The organism is Deinococcus soli (ex Cha et al. 2016), from assembly GCF_001007995.1.
GTDB lineage: Bacteria > Deinococcota > Deinococci > Deinococcales > Deinococcaceae > Deinococcus > Deinococcus soli.
The window spans coordinates 1,965,950-1,983,592 of the sequence record NZ_CP011389.1; the positions used below are offsets into that span (position 1 = coordinate 1,965,950).

At 69.3% G+C, this 17,643-nt stretch carries 18 protein-coding genes and 1 riboswitch; of the genes, 16 read left to right on the forward strand and 2 right to left on the reverse strand.

Translation table 11 applies throughout. The annotated features are described in order from the left end of the window. Nucleotides 1-35: 35 nt before the first annotated feature. Together SY84_RS09765 and SY84_RS15910 are read right to left on the reverse strand one after the other, a co-directional pair. The gene (locus SY84_RS09765) at nt 36-650 is read right to left on the reverse strand and encodes a LysE/ArgO family amino acid transporter (RefSeq protein WP_046843850.1); all 615 of its coding nucleotides are present in this window, start codon (nt 648-650) and stop codon (nt 36-38) included. A gap of 20 nt (nt 651-670) precedes the next feature. Next, complete coding sequence (locus tag SY84_RS15910; protein ID WP_052751103.1) at nt 671-1,726, reverse strand: GGDEF domain-containing protein; 1,056 nt, start codon at nt 1,724-1,726, stop codon at nt 671-673. Nucleotides 1,727-1,846: 120 nt separating this feature from the next. Between SY84_RS15910 and SY84_RS09775 the strand changes: the two genes are divergently transcribed. The 16 genes from SY84_RS09775 to SY84_RS09850 all read left to right on the forward strand — a co-directional run bounded on the left by SY84_RS09775 (nt 1,847) and on the right by SY84_RS09850 (nt 17,560). Continuing rightward, on the forward strand, nt 1,847-2,971 hold the full coding sequence (locus tag SY84_RS09775) for a pyridoxal phosphate-dependent aminotransferase (protein WP_046843851.1): 1,125 nt from the start codon (nt 1,847-1,849) through the stop codon (nt 2,969-2,971). Between the two features lie 81 nt (nt 2,972-3,052). Next, nucleotides 3,053-3,529 carry a hypothetical protein gene (locus SY84_RS09780; RefSeq protein ID WP_046843852.1) on the forward strand — a complete coding sequence of 159 codons (477 nt, stop codon included), beginning with the start codon at nt 3,053-3,055 and terminating at the stop codon, nt 3,527-3,529. Between the two features lie 279 nt (nt 3,530-3,808). Next, complete coding sequence (locus tag SY84_RS09785) at nt 3,809-4,597, forward strand: IS5 family transposase (protein WP_046844987.1); 789 nt, start codon at nt 3,809-3,811, stop codon at nt 4,595-4,597. Between the two features lie 31 nt (nt 4,598-4,628). After that, nucleotides 4,629-5,102, forward strand: a complete 474-nt coding sequence (locus tag SY84_RS09790) for a hypothetical protein (RefSeq protein WP_046845109.1) — start codon at nt 4,629-4,631, stop codon at nt 5,100-5,102. A gap of 305 nt (nt 5,103-5,407) precedes the next feature. Continuing rightward, nucleotides 5,408-6,634 carry an argininosuccinate synthase gene (locus SY84_RS09795; RefSeq protein WP_046843853.1) on the forward strand — a complete coding sequence of 409 codons (1,227 nt, stop codon included), beginning with the start codon at nt 5,408-5,410 and terminating at the stop codon, nt 6,632-6,634. 462 nt (nt 6,635-7,096) lie between these two features. After that, nucleotides 7,097-7,579: a GNAT family N-acetyltransferase gene (locus SY84_RS09800; RefSeq protein WP_046845110.1), complete on the forward strand. Its 483-nt coding sequence runs from the start codon at nt 7,097-7,099 to the stop codon at nt 7,577-7,579. Then, nucleotides 7,576-8,091 carry a GNAT family N-acetyltransferase gene (locus tag SY84_RS09805; protein ID WP_245621312.1) on the forward strand — a complete coding sequence of 172 codons (516 nt, stop codon included), beginning with the start codon at nt 7,576-7,578 and terminating at the stop codon, nt 8,089-8,091. The genes SY84_RS09800 and SY84_RS09805 overlap by 4 nt, the downstream gene beginning before the upstream one ends. Beyond that, a complete protein-coding gene (locus SY84_RS09810; RefSeq protein ID WP_157882951.1) occupies nt 8,088-8,489 on the forward strand; it encodes a hypothetical protein in 402 nt (133 codons plus the stop codon). Before SY84_RS09805 ends, SY84_RS09810 begins: the two co-directional genes overlap by 4 nt. A gap of 173 nt (nt 8,490-8,662) precedes the next feature. After that, nucleotides 8,663-10,060 carry an argininosuccinate lyase gene (gene argH / locus SY84_RS09815; RefSeq protein WP_046843855.1) on the forward strand — a complete coding sequence of 466 codons (1,398 nt, stop codon included), beginning with the start codon at nt 8,663-8,665 and terminating at the stop codon, nt 10,058-10,060. Between the two features lie 54 nt (nt 10,061-10,114). Then, the gene (locus SY84_RS09820; RefSeq protein WP_046843856.1) at nt 10,115-10,600 is read left to right on the forward strand and encodes a GNAT family N-acetyltransferase; all 486 of its coding nucleotides are present in this window, start codon (nt 10,115-10,117) and stop codon (nt 10,598-10,600) included. Between the two features lie 144 nt (nt 10,601-10,744). Then, nucleotides 10,745-11,194: a GNAT family N-acetyltransferase gene (locus SY84_RS09825; protein ID WP_046843857.1), complete on the forward strand. Its 450-nt coding sequence runs from the start codon at nt 10,745-10,747 to the stop codon at nt 11,192-11,194. A gap of 25 nt (nt 11,195-11,219) precedes the next feature. Beyond that, a complete protein-coding gene (locus tag SY84_RS09830; RefSeq protein WP_046843858.1) occupies nt 11,220-11,747 on the forward strand; it encodes an N-acetyltransferase in 528 nt (175 codons plus the stop codon). Between the two features lie 71 nt (nt 11,748-11,818). Next, the gene (locus SY84_RS09835; RefSeq protein ID WP_245621313.1) at nt 11,819-13,483 is read left to right on the forward strand and encodes a hypothetical protein; all 1,665 of its coding nucleotides are present in this window, start codon (nt 11,819-11,821) and stop codon (nt 13,481-13,483) included. Between the two features lie 76 nt (nt 13,484-13,559). Next, complete coding sequence (gene carA, locus SY84_RS09840; RefSeq protein WP_046843859.1) at nt 13,560-14,744, forward strand: glutamine-hydrolyzing carbamoyl-phosphate synthase small subunit; 1,185 nt, start codon at nt 13,560-13,562, stop codon at nt 14,742-14,744. 132 nt (nt 14,745-14,876) lie between these two features. Beyond that, nucleotides 14,877-14,962, forward strand: a riboswitch (cyclic di-GMP riboswitch). A gap of 55 nt (nt 14,963-15,017) precedes the next feature. Beyond that, entirely contained in the window at nt 15,018-15,539 is a 522-nt protein-coding gene (locus SY84_RS09845; protein ID WP_046843860.1) for a hypothetical protein, read from the forward strand. Between the two features lie 29 nt (nt 15,540-15,568). Then, a complete protein-coding gene (locus SY84_RS09850) occupies nt 15,569-17,560 on the forward strand; it encodes a DUF11 domain-containing protein (protein WP_046843861.1) in 1,992 nt (663 codons plus the stop codon). Nucleotides 17,561-17,643 lie beyond the last annotated feature (83 nt).

Here is a 17,643-nt window from a genome sequence, read left to right on the forward strand (position 1 = left end):
AGTCATCCGGGACAGCCGCGCTCCTGCAGCGCCCCTCATGGCAGGCGCAGGCCCAGCAGCAGCCCCGCCGCGGTGCCGAGCAGCGTCACGCCGATCACGGCGTCCAGCACCCGCCACGCCCCGGGCCGCGCCATCACCGGCGCCAGCGTCCGCCCTGCCAGCGCCAGCGTGAAGAACCACGCCCAGGACGCCAGGACCGTGCCCGCCAGGAACGCCAGCCGCGCCCCGCCGTCCAGGCCCGCGCTGGCCCCGCCGATCAGCACCACCGTGTCCAGCAGCGCGTGCGGGTTCAGCAGACTGAAGCCCAGTGCCGTGCCCACCACCGCGCCGGGCGTGCCCGCACCCACTCCACTGACATGCAGGGCCGCGCCGCCCACCCACGCGCCGCGCAGGGCCCGCAGGCCGTACCAGAGCAGGAACGCCGCGCCCAGCCCCGTCCCGGCCAGCACCAGCGCCGCCCTACCCGCCAGCAGCCCGCCCACCCCCAGCACCCCCAGCGTGATGAGCAGCGTGTCGCACAGCGCGCAGGCCAGCGCCGCCAGCAGCGCGAACCGGCGCGTCAGGCCCTGCCGCAGCACGAACGCGTTCTGCAGACCGATCGCCACGATCAGGGACAGGCCCAGGCTCAGGCCGCGCAGCAGGGGAGGCACAGCGCCGACTGTAGCGCCCGTCAGGCGGCGACCTCCACGGTGTCGCGTCCGGCGCGCTTGGCGGCGTACAGGGCCTCGTCGGCCCGGCGCAGGGCGCCGTGCAGGGTCTCGTGCGGCGCGAGTTGCGCCACCCCGCAGCTGAGCGTGATGGCCCCCGCGACCGGGTGCCGGTGACTGCGCAACTGGGTCTGCAGGCGCTCGGCAGCGGCCCGGGCGGCGCCCGCGTCCCCCCGGATGAGTAGCAGGAATTCCTCGCCGCCCCAGCGCAGGACGCGGTCATCGGTGCGCAGGGTCGCGCGGGCCGCGCGGGCCACGTGGCGCAGCACGTCGTCCCCGACGTCGTGCCCGTGGGTGTCGTTCACGCGCTTGAAGTGATCGAGGTCGAAGTACACCACGCTGTGCGTCCGTCCCGGGGCGCGGTTCCAGTCGTCCAGCGCGCGCCGTCCGGGCAGGCCGGTCAGCGGGTCGCGCAGCGCCTGCGCCGAGCGGCGTTCGGCTCGGGTGACGGCCAGCGCGTAGCGGAGGCGCAGGTGCTGCTGAAGCGTGATGACGGTCAGCAGCGCGGCGTGCATGAGCAGCATCTGCAGCCAGGCATTGCCGTTGTCCTGCCGCAGGCCGTGCGGCACGTCGGGATGCGTCCAGTAGGCGGCGCCCAGCGCGACCAGCACCAGCAGGTACCCGCCGGAGACGGCCAGGGCCGCGCGGGGCGGCAGGGCCAGGGACGCCACGATGTACGGCAGCGCCAGCCAGTACGAGTAGCCGCTCAGACCGTGCGCGGTGTGATCCACGAGCAGCACCTGATGCATGCGGTACGTGGCGGCCAGCAGTTCGCCGCCCAGTTCCAGCAGCCCGATCAGCTGGAACTGGTGTGGAGCGCGCCGCAGCCACAGGACGTACCCGGTGTGCTGGATCAGCAGCAGGGTCAGCAGGATCTGATCCGTGGGGCCCACGCGCAGCGGACCGCTCAGGGCGAGGGTGCAGGCGGTGGTCAGCAGCAGGCAGACCTGCACGGCCAGCAGGCCTGCGTGGCGGTACTGGGCTTCCGGCGTGCCGTCCGGAATGCGGAGCCTGCGCATGATCGTCATTGTGCGGCGTCGACTCTGACGGCCGAATGACTGAACGTGGAATGAACTGGGCGGCCGGGCTGTCTGCATGCCCCGCCGGGGCGCGGCCGCGCCGGGTGCAGACTGACCGGTATGCCACACCTGCACGGGCGGGCCGCCGCCCAGGAGAGCGTCTTCGCGCGCATGAGTCGCCTCGCGGCGCAGCGGGGCGCGGTGAATCTGGGACAGGGCTTCCCGGGTACCGCGCCGCCCGCGTTCCTGCTGGACGCCGCGCGCGGCGCGCTCGGCCGCTTCGACCAGTACGCGCCCCCGGCGGGCCTGCCCGCTCTGCGGGACGCGCTGGGCGCCGACCTGGGCGTGGACGGCGCGGACGTGACCGTCACCTGCGGCGCGACCGAGGCGCTGCACCTTCTGGCGCTGGCCCTGCTGGGTCCCGGCGACGAGGCCCTGATGCTCGAACCCGTCTTCGACGTGTACCTGCCGCAGGTGGCGCTGGCGGGCGCGACCGGCGTGACGGTACCCCTGACGCTGGACGCGGCGCGCGGCTGGCAGTTCAATCTGGGCGCACTCGCGGGCGCCGTCACGCCCCGCACGCGGGCGCTGCTCCTGAACAGCCCCTTCAACCCCACGGGCACGGTCTTCACCGAAGAAGAACTCGCCGGGATCGTGGCGCTGGCGCGGCAGCACGACCTGTGGATCATCAGTGACGAGGTCTACGACGAACTGTACTTCGGCCCGCGCCCCACCCCGCTGCGGATTCTGGCCCCCGAGCGGACCTTCACGGTCGGCAGTGCCGGGAAGCGGCTGGAAGCCACCGGCTGGCGCGTCGGCTGGATCGCCGCGCCGCCCGGGGTCACGCCGGGCGTGCTGGGTCTGCGGCAGATCACGAGTTTCAGTGCGCCCGCGCCGCTGCAGGCGGCGGTGGCGGCGGCACTGCCCGTCGCGCGCGACGCCGGCTTCTACGACGGGCTGCGCGCGGGCTACGCGGCGCGCATGACCCGGCTGGCCTCGGGCCTGCGGGACCTGGGCGCCACCGTGTTCGAGCCGCGCGGCACGTACTTCCTGACGGCCCTGCACCCGCACTGGACTGCGGACTCTCTGCTGGACGCCGGGGTGGCAGTCATTCCCGGCGGGGCATTCTACGCGCGGCACGCCGCTCCGGCAGGCCTGACCCGCTGGGCCTTCTGCAAATCGGACGCCGAGATCGAACTGGCCCTGACCCGGCTGGCCGCCCGGCCAGAGCTGACTGACGTGTGAGATTGTAATAAAGGTGACATCAGCGTTCTGTAAGGGATTTTCCCTTATGAAAACCAGGAGCGCGCGTCTATGCTCCAGGACATGAAGACCACGCTGCTTGGCCTGCTGACCCTCACCGCCCTCTCCGGCGCCTCCGCCGCCACCTACATCGGCGGTTCGATCGGCTCCGGCGCCACCATCCACTACCAGACCGACCTGACCGGCTCCAGCGCCATGCGCTACGGCCTGAACCTGGACGCCACCGCCTTCAACTTCAACCGCCTGACCATCGGCGGCAGCGTCGACTACCTGGGCGACTTTACTGGCACCGGCTCCGCGCTGGGTGGCCTGACCCCCTACTACGGCCTGGGCATCGGCGCGGGCGTCGCGCTGGGCAACGGCAGCGGCGTCGCCGTGTACCCCCACGGGACCCTGGGTCTGCGCTACAACGTCACCGACCCCCTGAGCTTCTTCGTGGAAGGCAGCGTCGGCCCGGTTCTCACGATCGGCGGTACCGACAACAGCGGCGTGTACTTTGGCAGCAGCGCTCGCATCGGCCTGAACTACCGCCTGCCCTGATTCATCCCGCAGGCAAAAAGGGGGAGCGTCCACGTGGCGCTCCCCCTTGTCGTGTTCATTCCTGTTGTCGCCGCACTGGGCTGGCGGTGCTGCCTGCCGGAGTAGGGCGGACCACCCTGTGTAGGCGCTGCACGCCGACGTGAACTGATTTCAGGCACGACAGTTGTCTAGGGTGATGCACGACTTGAGGACTTCTCATGAGAGAGCTGACTCTAAGAGCGTGTTTTAAAAGTGCCTGAATGACAGCGCAGCGGGCCAGGTTCTGGCCCGCTGATGTTGATGAGACGACAACGGTATACCAGCGACCTGACCCGCCAGCAGTTTAAACGCCTCGAACCGTTGTTGCCGACTGGCAAGGCCGGGGGCCGACCCCGCACGGTGGATCTGTATGAGGTGATGTGCGCGATCATGTATGTACTCCAAAACGGCTGCGCCTGGCGCAATCTGCCTCATGATTTCCCAGCCTGGGAGACCGTCTACGGCTACTTCCGACGGTTTCAGTACGACGGCACGTGGGAAGCGGTGAACCGCTTCCTGGTCAGACGTACACGGCGCAAGGCCAAACGCGATCCGGAGCCGAGTGCGGGCAGTATCGACTCCCAGACCGTGCGCTGTGCGCCACAGGCGGGGATACGCGGTGTGGACGCGGGCAAGAAGACCAATGGGCGCAAGCGGCATCTGGTCGTGGACGCCCTTGGACTGCTGCTGGTGGTCTATGTGACGGGGGGTGGCGTGCAGGATCGGGTCGCAGCCCCGATCCTGCTGGGCATCCTCGCCAAACGCCATCCGCGCCTGAAGCACATCTGGGCGGATGGCGGTTACTTAGGTGAAGTGGTGACGTGGGCCGAGAAGGTCCTGGGCTGGGTGGTGGAGATCGTTCACGGCATCAGCGGACAACGAGGCTTCGTTGTCCGCCCACGGCGCTGGGTCGTTGAGCGTAGCTTGGCTTGGCTGACCCGCTGTCGTCGCCTGACCCGAGATTTCGAAGGGCGGCCAGAGACCACCGAAGCGTGGTGCTATCTCGCCAGCATTCGACTCATGTTGCGCCGTCTTGACCCCGCTGCCTAAAGCTTTTAAAACACGCTTTAAGGTCATGGTCATGAAGAAAGTGATCCTGGCCACTCTGTGTCTCACCGTTCTCTCCAGCGCCGGCGCCTCCGAGAAGGTCGGGGCGTATCTCTTCGGCGTGCAGTACCAGCGCGACACCAACGCCACCGACGCCCTGCGCTTCGGGCTGGGTCTGCCCTTCGCGGGCGTCTTCGTGGGTGGCGGCGCCGTGGCCCTCAGCGGCGACGCCGCGTTCCTGCGGCACACTGCCCCGGCCACGGAACTCGTGCAGCCCTACTACGGCGGCGGCCTGGGCCTGGGGACTGTGTTCGCCACCAGCGGCGGCACCACAGCGGGCGGCGTGAGCCTGTACCCCCACGTGCTGGGCGGCGCGAACTTCAACGTGACCAGCCAGCTGAGCCTGTTCGCGGAAGGGTCGGTCGGCCTGGACGCCTGGATCGGCACCGGCAGCGCCGTGACATTCGGGTACGGTGTGCGCCTGGGCGTGAACTACACCATCCGCTGATCCACGTTCAGGTGCAGACCTGAATCTTTGTTCTGACGGGAGTCGCTTGCGGGTGGCTCCTGTTTTTCGTGGTGGGGGCGGCTGGGCTGGACACGTCGCTTGACCCTCTGCGCGCCCCCTGCTAGCCTTTCGTGCATAGCTATACGCAATCTGCGTATAACCATACACGCATATGCAGACCCTGACCTCCCGACGTTGAAGCGAACCGCCTGACCCCACACCGGGGTTCACAGGCGGCGCCTTCACGCCGGGCGGTCTTGTGCCGCGCCTTGCACCCCCTTCACGCAGACAGGAGACAATCAGTCATGACGAAAGAAAAGATCGTGCTCGCGTACAGCGGCGGCCTGGACACCAGCATCATCCTCAAGTGGCTCCAGGCGGAGAAGAACTACGACGTGGTCTGCTTCACCGCCGACCTCGGCCAGGGCGACGAGGTCGAGGAAGCCCGCGTCAAGGCCCTGAACACCGGCGCCGTCGCCGCCTACGCGCTGGACCTGCGCGAGGAATTCGTCCGGGACTACGTGTTCCCCATGTTCCGCACCAGTGCCCTGTACGAGGGCTACTACCTGCTCGGCACCAGCATCGCCCGCCCGCTGATCGCCAAGAAAATGGTCGAGATCGCCGAGAAGGAAGGCGCCGTCGCCGTGTCGCACGGCGCGACCGGTAAGGGCAACGACCAGGTGCGCTTCGAGATGACCGCCTACGCCCTGAAGCCCGACATCGTCACCGTCGCCCCCTGGCGAGACTGGACCTTCCAGGGGCGCGCCGACCTCGAAGCCTTCGCCCACGAGCACGGCATCCCGGTCCCCACCACCAAGAAGGACCCCTGGAGCACCGACGCCAACCTCCTGCACATCTCCTATGAGGGCGGCATTCTGGAGGACCCCTGGGCCGAACCGCCCGCCCACATGTTCAAACTGACCGTGGACCCCACCGAGGCCCCCAGTGAGCCCGAGTACGTGGAAGTCGAGTTCCTGAACGGCGACCCCGTTGCCATCAACGGCGAGCAACTGAGCCCCGCCGCGCTGCTGGCCAAAGCCAACGAACTGGGCGGGAAGCACGGCGTGGGCCGCCTCGACCTCGTCGAGAACCGCTTCGTCGGCATGAAATCACGCGGCGTGTACGAGACGCCCGGCGGCACCGTCCTGTACCACGCCCGCCGCGCCGTCGAGAGCCTCACCCTCGACCGCGAGGTCCTGCACCAGCGCGACGCGCTGAGCCCCAAGTACGCCGAACTCGTGTACAACGGCTTCTGGTTCGCCCCCGAACGCGAGGCGCTGCAGGTGTACTTCGACCACGTCGCACAGTCCGTGACCGGCACCGCCCGCCTGAAGCTGTACCGCGGGAACGTCATCGTCGCCGGACGCAAGGCCCCCCAGAGCCTGTACGACAAGGACCTCGTGAGCTTCGAGGCGGGCGGCGACTACAACCAGCACGACGCCGGCGCGTTCATCAAACTCAACGCCCTGCGCATGCGCGTCCAGGCCCGCGTAAAAGCCAAAGCCGACGCCAAGGAACCCGCCCAGGTCTGACCCTGAGGGGCGCACGACCATCTCTGCACCGCGAGGGAGGAACGCCGTGAAACCACAAGCACCATTCAAACGTCGGATCCTCCTGAGCACGAAAGGGCGCACCAGTCACTACGTGTGCTTCGACTGCCGGAAACAATTCGCCAAGCCGACCAGTTCAGTTGTGGTTCGTGACGCGCTGGGTAAACCGATGCGTTCTGGGGTCGGCTTCGACTCCGGAGCCGCGGAATTCAAGTGTCCGCAGTGTGGTCAGCCCATGACCCACCTGGGCAAGAACTTCAGAGCGCCCGTTCAGAACGATGCAGAGGGATGGGAAGTCGCACGCCGTCTGGTGAACGCTGGATTCAGGTACGCCCACACCTGGAGGCCATACCCGACGCGTCTCCGGGACGTTACGGCATTCATTGAGCAGAACAGCTGCAAATCCGCAGGTGAACGTCTCCTCGACCAGTGGAAGGGTCAATCGTGACCCTGCCCGCCGGGTTCACCCTGCGCCTCGCCACGCCCGCCGACGCGGCGCTCATTCAGGCGCAGCGGGACGCGATGTTCGTGGACATGGGCAGCGACCCCGCGCGGCTGGCCGCCGTGCACGACGCTGGGGTGGCGTGGCACGCCCGGACCCTCGCGGCGGGCACGTACACCGGGCTGCTGATCGAGGGTGGGGGAGAGGTGATCGCCGGGGCGGGCATCCTCTGGACCGACCTGCCCCCGAACGCCGACACGACCGCCACGACCCGCGCGTACGTGCTGAACGTGTACGTGCAGCCCGCGCACCGGGGCCAGCGGCTCGCCCGCGCCCTCATGCAGGCCGCACTCGCGGAGTGCCGCGCGCGCGGCGTGGACATCGTGACCCTGACCGCGTCGGACGCCGGGCGCCCCACGTACGAGGCGCTGGGTTTCACGCCGCAGGCCGAACTGAAACTCCTGATCCCGGGAGGACCGCTGTGACCCTGCGCCCCGTGAACCCAGACGACATCCCCGCCTTCCACGCCGTCATGATGGCCGCCGGGATGGACCCCCGCTCCAGCTGGGTCCGCACCACGCCCGCCGACCTCGAACGGTCCCTGCTGGCCCCCGGCTCGGGCGGCTTCCTGGCCGTGGGCGCAGGAGAGGTGCTGGGCTGCGTCGGCTACCGCCCGGACGGCGACCGCACCCTGACCCTGAACAAACTCGCGACCGTCCCGCAGGCCCGCCGCCTGGGCGTGGGCCGCGCCCTGGTGCGCGAGGTCGAACACGTCGCCCGCATGGGCGGGTACGGGCGCGTGCTGCTGGCAGTCAGCCAGTTCAACCTGGACGTGCTGCCCTTCTACGACCGGCTCGGGTACACCGTCACGGACGAACTCTACGCGCACGCCCACCCGGACAGCCCCGCCCCGGTGGTGCTGGTGAAAGCGGTCCGGGCAGAGGAATCCGCCCCTGACCGCCCGATTCCGCCTCCCTCTGACAAGGACGCCCCATGACCCGACCCCACGGCCGCCCGACCTCCCGCGTCACGCTCATGATCACCTTGGCACTGACCGTGTCTCTCGCGTCGTGTGCGCCCTCCGTGCAGACCGGACCGGCGGCGGTGCGGCCACCGGACATCCGCCTGGGGGCCGCCATGCTGTTCGTGCCCCGCGTGAACGTCGCGCAGTTCACCGAGGCCACGCCCGACGACCAGTTCGTGATCTTCCCGGACTGCCGCAACGGTGTGGTGGCCGCTGCCGACGTGAAACGCTTGGGCGTGGAGCGGGCCGCCACAGCCTGCCGTGAAGCGGTCACGCGGGAACAGCAGAAGACGGTCACGGTCGGAAACGCGCTGCCCGTGATGCTGTCGGCGGCAATGATCTTCTTTCTGTATGCCCTCGGCCTCTTGTGATCCCGTGGGCACTGGTCACGCCCGGGCCGGGAAGAATGAGGGCGCGCCCATCCGGACAGCCCCGGCCCGGTGGTGCTGATCAAATCTCTTCTCTCCCTCCCCACCTGTGGGGGAGGGGCGGGGTGGGGGGCGTGTGACCCACGTTCCCGCCCGGTTTCAACCGAGGACATGACATGACGAATACGCAGGACAAAAAACTCTGGGGTGGGCGCTTCGCGGAGGCGACGGACGGGCTGGTCGAGCGGTTCAACGCGTCGGTGGGTTTCGATCAGCGGCTCGCGGAGCAGGACATTCGCGGCTCGCTGGCGCATGTGGCGATGCTGGGGCAGGTCGGCATTCTGACCGCCGAGGAGGTCGCGCAGATCACCGACGGGCTGAATGCCGTGCTGGCCGATATCCGCGCGGGGAATTTTGAGTGGCGCCTGGACCGCGAGGACGTGCATATGAACGTCGAGGCGGCCCTGCGGGACCGGATCGGGCCGGTGGCCGGGAAGCTGCACACGGCCCGCAGCCGCAACGATCAGGTGGCGGTGGATTTCCGGCTGTTCACGAAGGAAGCCGCGCTTGATCTGGCGGACAAGACCCGCGCCCTGCGCGCGGTGATGCTCGCGGAGGCCGAGAAGCACCTGGAAACCGAGGTGATCCTGCCCGGCTACACGCACCTTCAGGTGGCGCAGCCCATCCTGCTGAGCCACTGGTTCATGGCGTACGTGGCGATGCTGGAGCGCGACGAGGGCCGCTTCCGGGACGCCGCCGAGCGGATGGACGAGTCGCCGCTGGGCAGTTCGGCGCTGGCGGGGACGCCCTGGCCGGTGGACCGGCACGCGACGGCTTCGGCGCTGGGCTTCGCGCGGCCCACCGCGAACAGCCTGGACGGGGTGGGCAGCCGGGACTTCGCGCTGGAGTTCCTGTCGGCCTGCGCGATCCTGTCGGCGCACCTGTCGCGCCTCAGTGAGGAACTGATCCTGTATTCCACGTTCGAGTTCGGTTTCATCACCCTGCCGGATTCCCACACGACGGGATCGTCGATCATGCCGCAGAAGAAGAATCCGGACGTGTCCGAACTGGCGCGCGGCAAGGCGGGCCGCGTGTTCGGGAACCTGATGGGCCTCCTGACGGTCGTGAAGGGCACGCCGCTGGCGTACAACAAGGACCTCCAGGAGGACAAGGAGGGCGTGTTCGACTCGTACGACACGCTGAGCATCGTGCTGCGCCTGTACGCCGAGATGATGCCGAAGACCGTCTGGCACGCCGACGTGACGCGCGCCGCCGCCGCGCGCGGCTACAGCACGGCCACCGACGTCGCGGACTTCCTGGCCCGGCAGGGCGTCCCGTTCCGCGAGGCGCACGAGGTCGTGGGCGGACTGGTCGGCGTGGCCAGCCGCAGCGGGCGGCAGCTGTGGGACCTCACCGACGGGGAACTGCGCGCCGCGCACCCCCTCCTGAACGCGGAGGTCGCGCAGTCCCTGACCGTCGAGGAGAGCGTCCGTGGGCGCGCCAGCTTCGGCGGGACCGCCCCGCACCGCGTCCGTGAGGCCATCGAGCGCGCCAGAGCCCGCCTGAACTCCTGACTCCGTCCCTGATCCGTCCCCCGCCCTCTGTCCCGGTCCCCCTGGAGGAACCCCATGACCCTGACTGACATGCACGTGAAACTTCGTCAGGCCGCCCCGGCGGACCTGCCCACCGTCCTGGATCTCCTGACCCGCTGCGGCCTGCACACCAGCAGCGTGGATCTGGGCGCGGGCACATACTGGATCGCGGATCTGGACGGCGTGCCCGGCGGCTGCATCGGCCTGGAGCACGGTCAGGGCGTGAGCCTGATCCGCTCGACGGCGGTGGTGCCCGAGGCCCGCAGCCAGGGCCTGGGGCGCGCGCTGGTGCGCTCCGCGCTGACGCACGCCAGCCTGCGCGGGGACCGCACGGTGTTCCTGTTCAGCTCGGAAGCCGGGGATTACTGGACGCGCTTCGGCTTCCAGCCATCAAGCGCCGCCGAGATTGCGGGGGCGCTGCCGGACGTGCCACAGGTGAAAAGTGGCCTGAGCAAGGGCTGGATCGACGAGGAACTCGTGTGGCGGCTGGACCTGCCGCAGCCCGAGGTGACGCAGGGGTGAGCAGCTTCCCTCCGCGCCACCTGACCCGGCGTTCCCTGTGGCAGTGCTTCCACGCGGCCTTGCGCTATGCTGTCGCCACGCAACACCCGTGTCGACCTGCGGTCACCGAGACCGCCGAGCTTTCTTTCATTGAAGGAGCAGCGCATGACCGATTCCGTGCACGTTCGAATGGCGACCCCCGAAGACAAGGACACCGTGACCCGCGTGTTTCACGACGCGGGCCTGGACACCGAGGCGGCCCTCGCGGGCGGCACCACGTACTGGGTGCTGGAGCGGGGCGGGCAGCCGATCGGTGCGATCGGCCTGGAGCACGGGGACGGCGCGTCGCTGCTGCGCGGCGCGGCGGTGCTGCCCGAGGCGCGCGGTGGGGGGTTGGGGCGGCGGCTGGTCATGAGCGCCGTGGAGTACGCCCAAGGGCGCGGGGACCGCGCGATCTACATGTTCAGCCGGGGCGGGGACTGGAGCACGTTCGGCTTCACGCAGGTGCCGCTGGCGGTCGTGATGGGCGAACTGCCCGACGCGCCGCAGGTGCAGGCCTACCGTTCGCGCGGCGAGCGGCCCGGCGGCACCACCTGGATGCGCACCCTGAGCTGAATCCCGCCACCCGGGGGGGGCGCGCGTGACGCTCTCCCTGGACTCCATCGCGGTGCCGGACATCCACCCGGACGCACCCCTGTCGTTCCGCAAGGCGCGGCTGTCGGACATTGACGCGATTCATGAACTGATCGGGTACTGGGCGGCACGTGGGCTGATGCTCGTGCGGTCCAAGGCGCTGCTCGCCGAGACCATCCGTGACTTCCATCTGGTGCTGGCCGAGCCGCACGAGGGGCGGCCCGGCGGGCTGGGCGGCGTGTGCGGTCTGCACATGCTCGCTCCCGATCTGGCCGAGGTGCGCGGCCTGGCCATTCACCCGAACATGCAGGGGCGCGGCCTGGGGCGGCAGCTCGTGGCGGCGTGCGAGGCGGAGGCCCGCGCGATCGACCTGCCCGCGCTGTTCGCGTGGACGTACCAGCAGGGTTTCTTCGAGAAGTGCGGGTTTACCCGCATCGAGAAGACGAACCTGCACCCGAAGGTCTGGAGTGAATGCCAGCGCTGCGCGTTCTTCGAGAACTGCAACGAGATCGCCATGTACCGGGAGCTGCGGTGACCGGACGGGCAGCCGGGACACCGCCGCAGGTGAGGCACCACCCATCCGGGGGGGAAGGTAGGCTCTGGGGCGTGACCCGCTTCCTGCCCGCCCTGACCGTCTCCGCCCTCCTGACCGCTGGTGCTGCCCACGCACAGACTGTCCGCCCCCTGGCTGAGGGCCTGCCCGCCGGGGCGCTGCTGACCCTGGAAACGCATGGCGCCGCGCCTGCGTTCAAACGGTTCTTCGGCGTGGCGGACCGCCTGCTGAGCAGCACCGACCTGGGTGAGGACGGCGGCAGCATGCTGGGCGTGGCGCAGGCGGTGCTGGGCGACTCGCTGGGCCGAGAGGGGATCGCCGGGGTGTTCAGCGTGCAGGGGAGGAAGGGGGCCTTCGAACCCGCGCTGCTGGCCGTGACCCGCTCGGGCCCCCTGACGGACGAACTGCTGGGCGAGCTGCTGCCCGAGAAACCCGGCGCGCGGGTGGGCCGCTACACCTTCTCCCGCGTGGACGGGATGTTCGCGGGCGCCTCGAACGGGCTGGTGTACGTGTCGAGCGACAAGGCCCTCCTGATGGCGTACCTGGGCCGCCTGAGCGGCAAGGCCGCCCCGACCCTGGCGTCCTCCGCGCCGTACGCGGCGGCGCAGCGCGCGGCGGGCACGCAGGAACTCGGCGTGTACGCGAACTTCAGCGCCGCCGCGAAGGTCATCCGCTCGCAGCTGGCGCAGGTCATGCTGCCCCGCCTGCTCTCCCCGGTCGTGGACGCCCTGGACACCCTGGGCCAGTTCGCGGGTGGCCTGACCACCACGGCCGGCGGCTGGACGACCGCCAGCGCGCAGGTCGTGAATCAGGCGGGCAAGGACAGGCCGCTGGCCCGCATCCTGCTGGATACCACCGACTTCGGCGTGCAGAACGTGATTCCCGCCAGTGCCGAGGCCGTGCAGGCGGCCGCCTGCCACCCGGACACCGGCGCGTACCTGGGCCGCTGGTTGACCCGCGTGGACCTCCTCGAACCGTTCGGGTTCCTGACCGACAGCCAGCTCGCCAGTCACCTGGAGCAGGCCGGGCGCTACCTGGGGCACGAGTGCGTGCAGGTGACGCTGGCGGGCGGACTGAAGGCGGGCCTGAATCAGGAGGACCCGCTGGCGTCCCTGGCAACCAGCGTGTCGTACCAGCGGGTCACGGACCGCGCGGCGGCCGACGCGCACCTGCCCGAGTACGCCCGCAGCGTGAACGAGGCGCTGGACGGCCTGCGCGGCACCGTGAAGTCCCTGGCGAAGTCCGGCATGGACGCCCTGATGGACGACGCCATGGCCGACGTGGACCCCCGCGCTCTGATGCTCGGGGCGGGTATGGCCGGGGCCAGCCAGGGGCTGGACGAGTCCCTGAAGGGACTGAAGATGGTCTACGCCTTCCGGGGCGAGTACCTGATCACCGCGTTCAGCCAGGAGGCGCTGGACGCCGCGCTGGAAGGCGGTCCCGTGCTGGCGGACGACGCGGCGTTCCGCGCGGCAGGCCTGAGCATGCAGGGCTCGGCGGGCTGGTCGTACCAGCCGAACCCGGCGGACCTGACCGCGCAGGACCTCGCCGGGATGCTGCCCAGGGAACTGAGCGGCGACAGGGCACTGAGCGGCATGTTCGCCGGGGCCATGACGGGCGCGGCGGACCTCATCAACCGGTTTGATGGAACGACCTCACAGCGCTCCGTTTCGGGGAATGTCATTATCGGCAAGGCGAGCGTGCGCTACCGCTGGTAACCCCCCCCGGGGGGACCACGGTGCCGCGCAGAGCTGAGCCATGAAACGCGTCCGGAGAGGCGCGAATGGAGGAAGCATGATCAGGAAAGAACGGGCCATCCTGGCTCTGGAAGACGGCACCGTGTACCGCGGGTACGCGTTCGGGCACCGCGGCGAGACCGTGGGCGAGGTGGTGTTCAACACCTCCATGACCGGGTACCAGGAGATCATGACCGATCCCTCGTACAACGGGCAGATCGTGACCATCACGTACCCGCACGTCGGGAACTACGGCGTGGCGATCTACGACATGGAGAGCAACAAGCCCTACGTGCGCGGCTTCATCAGCCGCGAGTTCAGCGGCGAGTACTCCAACCACCGCGCGCAGCAGTCCCTGGAAGCGTTCATGCAGCAGTACGGCGTGGTGAGCATCCAGGGGATCGACACGCGCGCGCTGGTGCGGCGCCTGCGCACGGGCGGCGTGGTCAAGGGGGTCATCGCGCACCGCAGCTACACGCACCCGGAAGATCCGTACGGTGAGTTCACGCCCGCCGAGGAAGCCGTGTACGTGGGGCGCGCCCGTGACCATCAGGACATTGACGGCCACGACATGACCCGCGAGGTCACGACCGCGCTGCCCTACGCGTTCCCCACCCTGCGGCACGGCAAGCGCGTGGTCCTGATGGACTTCGGGATCAAGCACACCATCATCGAGCGGCTGGCCGAGGTCGGCATCGAGCCGATCGTGGTGCCCGCCCACACCACCCCCGCGCAGATCATGGCCCTGCAACCGCACGGACTGTTCCTGTCCAACGGCCCCGGTGACCCCGCCCCGCTGGAGTACGCGCACAAGACCGCGTGGGAACTCATGGGGCTGCTGCCCACCTTCGGCATCTGCCTGGGGCACCAGATCCTGGGGCTCGCGGCCGGCGGGAAGACCTTCAAGATGAAGTTCGGGCACCGTGGCGGCAACCAGCCGGTGAAGAATCTCTTAACGGGCAATGTGGAGATCACCAGCCAGAACCACGGGTACGCGGTTGATATCGACTCGATTCCCAACGGGGCCTTCGTGCCCACCCACGTGAACCTGAACGACGGCACCCTCGAAGGCATGGCGCACAGCCGCTACCCGGTGTTTTCCGTGCAGTATCACCCGGAAGCCAGCCCGGGGCCACACGACAGCCGTTACCTCTTTGACCGCTTTATCGAGGAGATCGACGCCTTCGACGGGGGCAACGGTACCCCCATTGTGAAAGCCAGCGCAGGACGTCTGGGGGTTTGACAATCCCCCGCTGGGACAACATGATGGACGAGATGCGCAGGTGAGAAATTTCATATTGTTCACGCGGTCAGTGACAAGCGTGTGAACACGGTGAAGTGAGACCAGCATCCTCGGGGACGGTCCCCGGGCCAGCAGCTGTTCCGGAGCAATGAATCATCTGGCGCACACGGGCGCCTCAGCCAGATGAGGAGCGAGTGGCGCGACCGACAGAACGGTGGGAGTGATCCCCCCAGCTGTCGGTCAATTTTTTTTTCGCCCCGGAGGTGCCCCGGCGTGCAGCGCCTGATTCCCCCCATCCTCTTTGTCCTCACTCTGGCGCAGGCCCAGCAGACCACGCCGCCGGCCCAGCCGGCCGCGCCGCAGAACGTCACCTTCACCCTCACGCAGGATCTCGTCAAACGCAGCGCGGACAGCAGCGGCAAGGTCACCGAGACCATCATCGCCGCGCCCAGGACCGTCCTGCCCGGCGACATCCTGCGTGAGGAAGTCACGCTGCGCAACGTCTCCGGCCGCCGCCTGGGCCAGCTGAACGTCACCGTTCCCGTCCCGCGCGGCACCGAGTTCAGCGTCCTGACCACCCCCGCCGGCGAGCGCTGGAAGGTCACGTACTCCACCGACAGCGGCAAGACCTTCAGCGCGCAGCCCAGACGGACCGTCACCGCCACCGAGAACGGCCGGCAGGTCACGCGCGAGGTCCCCATCCCCACCAGCAGCTACACCACCGTCCGCTGGACCGTCACCAGCCTCAGCCCGGACGAGACGCTGAAGTTCAGCTTCCGCGTGAAAGTCAAGTAACGCCCCCGCCACCCCTACCGGAGGAAGCCATGAAGAAACACTGGACCCTGACCGCCCTGATCGCCCTGACTGCCGGCACCGCGCACGCCGCCGGCACCGCCGCCGGAACGGTCATCACCAACACCGCCGAGATCGTCTTCACGCCCGAAGGCAGCACCACCCCCAACCCCCCCGTGCCCTCCAACCCCGTCACCACCACCGTGCTGCCGGTGCCCAGCTTCACCATCCTGCAGAACGACGGCAGCGCCGACGTCACCACCCCCGACTACACCCGCCCCGGCCAGACCGCCACCGCCCGCCCCGGCGACACCGTCGTCTTCCCGTACACGCTGACCAACACCGGCAACGTCCCCAACGAGTCCTACGTCCTGACCAACACCCCCGACCCCAGCGGAACCGTCAAGACCCCCACCGGCGTCGCGTACTACCCGGCCAGCGCCGACACCAGCGGCGACGGCACCCTGAGCGCCGCCGAGATCGCCGCCGCCACGCCCATCACCAGCATCAGCGGCGTGAACCAGGACCAGGCCGTCAAGTTCTTCCAGGTGTACACCGTTCCCACCGCCGCCACCAACGCCGACAAGTACGGCGCTGACCCCACCGGTACCCGCCAGGACAACCCGGCCTTCAACAACGACCCCAGCGTGCCGCGCGACGCCAACAACTCCAACGTCACCACCGTGGACCGCAAGGACGCCACCGTCATCGGACCGAAGGCCGACCCGGACGGCAACGGCAACCCCACCACCGCCCCCTACAGCAGCCCCGAGGGCATCACCATCACCCCCAGCGCCAGCGACACGCAAACCGCGCAGGCCACCACCAGCACCACCACGATCACCTTCACGAACACCGTCCAGAACACCGGCAACCGCGCCGACGTGTTCGACATCACCACCGCCACTGCGGGCTTCCCCGCCGGGACGACCGTGACGCTGCTCAAGCCTGACGGCACCCCCCTGACCGACACCGATGGGGACGGCGTGCCCGATGCGGGCCGCCTGAACCCCGGCCAGACCGCCGACATCCTGGTCAAGGTGACCTTCCCCGCCGGCAGCGCCCCCACGGCACCCGGCACGCTCCCCACCGTGACGGTCACCAGCACCAGCAGCAACGACCCCAGCAAGAAGGACGACACCAGGGACATCGTGAACCTGCCCGGCCTGTCCTTCGGGAACCCCACCCCCACCCCCGGCGGCGACCCCACCATCCCCGGCACGCCCGAGGCGGGCCAGCCCGGCAGCCCCACCAGCCCGGTCCTCCCGCCCAGCACCTGCACGGCCGGCAGCCCGGCCATCCGCTCCACCATCGCGCTGGAGATCGCCAACCTGGGCAGCGCGCCCGACACCTTCGACGTGAGCGGCACCGCGACCATCAAGCTCACCGACGGCACCAGCCGGGACGTCGCCGTGCAGTACTTCGTGGACACCAACGGCAACCGGGCGCTCGACACCGGTGAACCCGCCCTGACCGACACCAATGGCAACGCCGTGGCCGACACCGGCGTGCTGGCCCCCGGCGCGGAAGTCAAGCTGATCGCCGCCGTGGACGTGCCCTGCGCCGCCGCCGCGCAGACCATCACCCTGAACCAGACCGCCAAGTCCCCCACGACCGGCGTGACCGTGCCCGACACCAACGACACCATCGTCGTCGGGAAGACCCCGGTCGCCGCGCCCACGAAGAGCGTCGACAAGGCCGAGGCCCGCCCCGGCGAGACGCTGACCTACACCATCTTCGGGAAGAACACCAGCAACGCCAACGTCACCAAGGCGTTCATCCGCGACACCCTGCCCACCAACACCACGTACGTCCGCTTCGCCGCGACCAGCACCGCGGCCGGCACCATCCTGTACTCCACCAACGGCACCACCTGGAGCGCGACCCCCATCGCCGCGCCCCAGGCCGACGGCGTGACTGTGTACGCCGGGGTGGACACCAACGGCAACGGGACCATCGACACCGGCGACGTCCTGGCCCCCGGCCAGAGCATCACCGGCACCTTCGTGGTGACCGTCAAGTAACCCCTCCAGGCGCGCCCGCCCCGATTGCGCGGGCGCGCCCCACCGGGCAGGGGAGACCCCCGGCCACACCTTTTTTCCTCCCC

Bases quoted from the DNA above. Each gene is read 5' to 3' on its own strand.
- SY84_RS09820 (WP_046843856.1), top strand. From the start codon at position 10,115: ATGACCCTGACTGACATGCACGTGAAACTTCGTCAGGCCGCCCCGGCG.
- SY84_RS09795 (WP_046843853.1), top strand. From the start codon at position 5,408: ATGACGAAAGAAAAGATCGTGCTCGCGTACAGCGGCGGCCTGGACACC.
- SY84_RS09785 (WP_046844987.1), top strand. From the start codon at position 3,809: ATGAGACGACAACGGTATACCAGCGACCTGACCCGCCAGCAGTTTAAA.
- SY84_RS09810 (WP_157882951.1), top strand. From the start codon at position 8,088: ATGACCCGACCCCACGGCCGCCCGACCTCCCGCGTCACGCTCATGATC.
- SY84_RS09780 (WP_046843852.1), top strand. From the start codon at position 3,053: ATGAAGACCACGCTGCTTGGCCTGCTGACCCTCACCGCCCTCTCCGGC.
- SY84_RS15910 (WP_052751103.1), bottom strand. From the start codon at position 1,726: ATGCGCAGGCTCCGCATTCCGGACGGCACGCCGGAAGCCCAGTACCGC.
- SY84_RS09850 (WP_046843861.1), top strand. From the start codon at position 15,569: ATGAAGAAACACTGGACCCTGACCGCCCTGATCGCCCTGACTGCCGGC.
- argH (WP_046843855.1), top strand. From the start codon at position 8,663: ATGACGAATACGCAGGACAAAAAACTCTGGGGTGGGCGCTTCGCGGAG.
- SY84_RS09775 (WP_046843851.1), top strand. From the start codon at position 1,847: ATGCCACACCTGCACGGGCGGGCCGCCGCCCAGGAGAGCGTCTTCGCG.
- carA (WP_046843859.1), top strand. From the start codon at position 13,560: ATGATCAGGAAAGAACGGGCCATCCTGGCTCTGGAAGACGGCACCGTG.
- SY84_RS09790 (WP_046845109.1), top strand. From the start codon at position 4,629: ATGAAGAAAGTGATCCTGGCCACTCTGTGTCTCACCGTTCTCTCCAGC.
- SY84_RS09825 (WP_046843857.1), top strand. From the start codon at position 10,745: ATGACCGATTCCGTGCACGTTCGAATGGCGACCCCCGAAGACAAGGAC.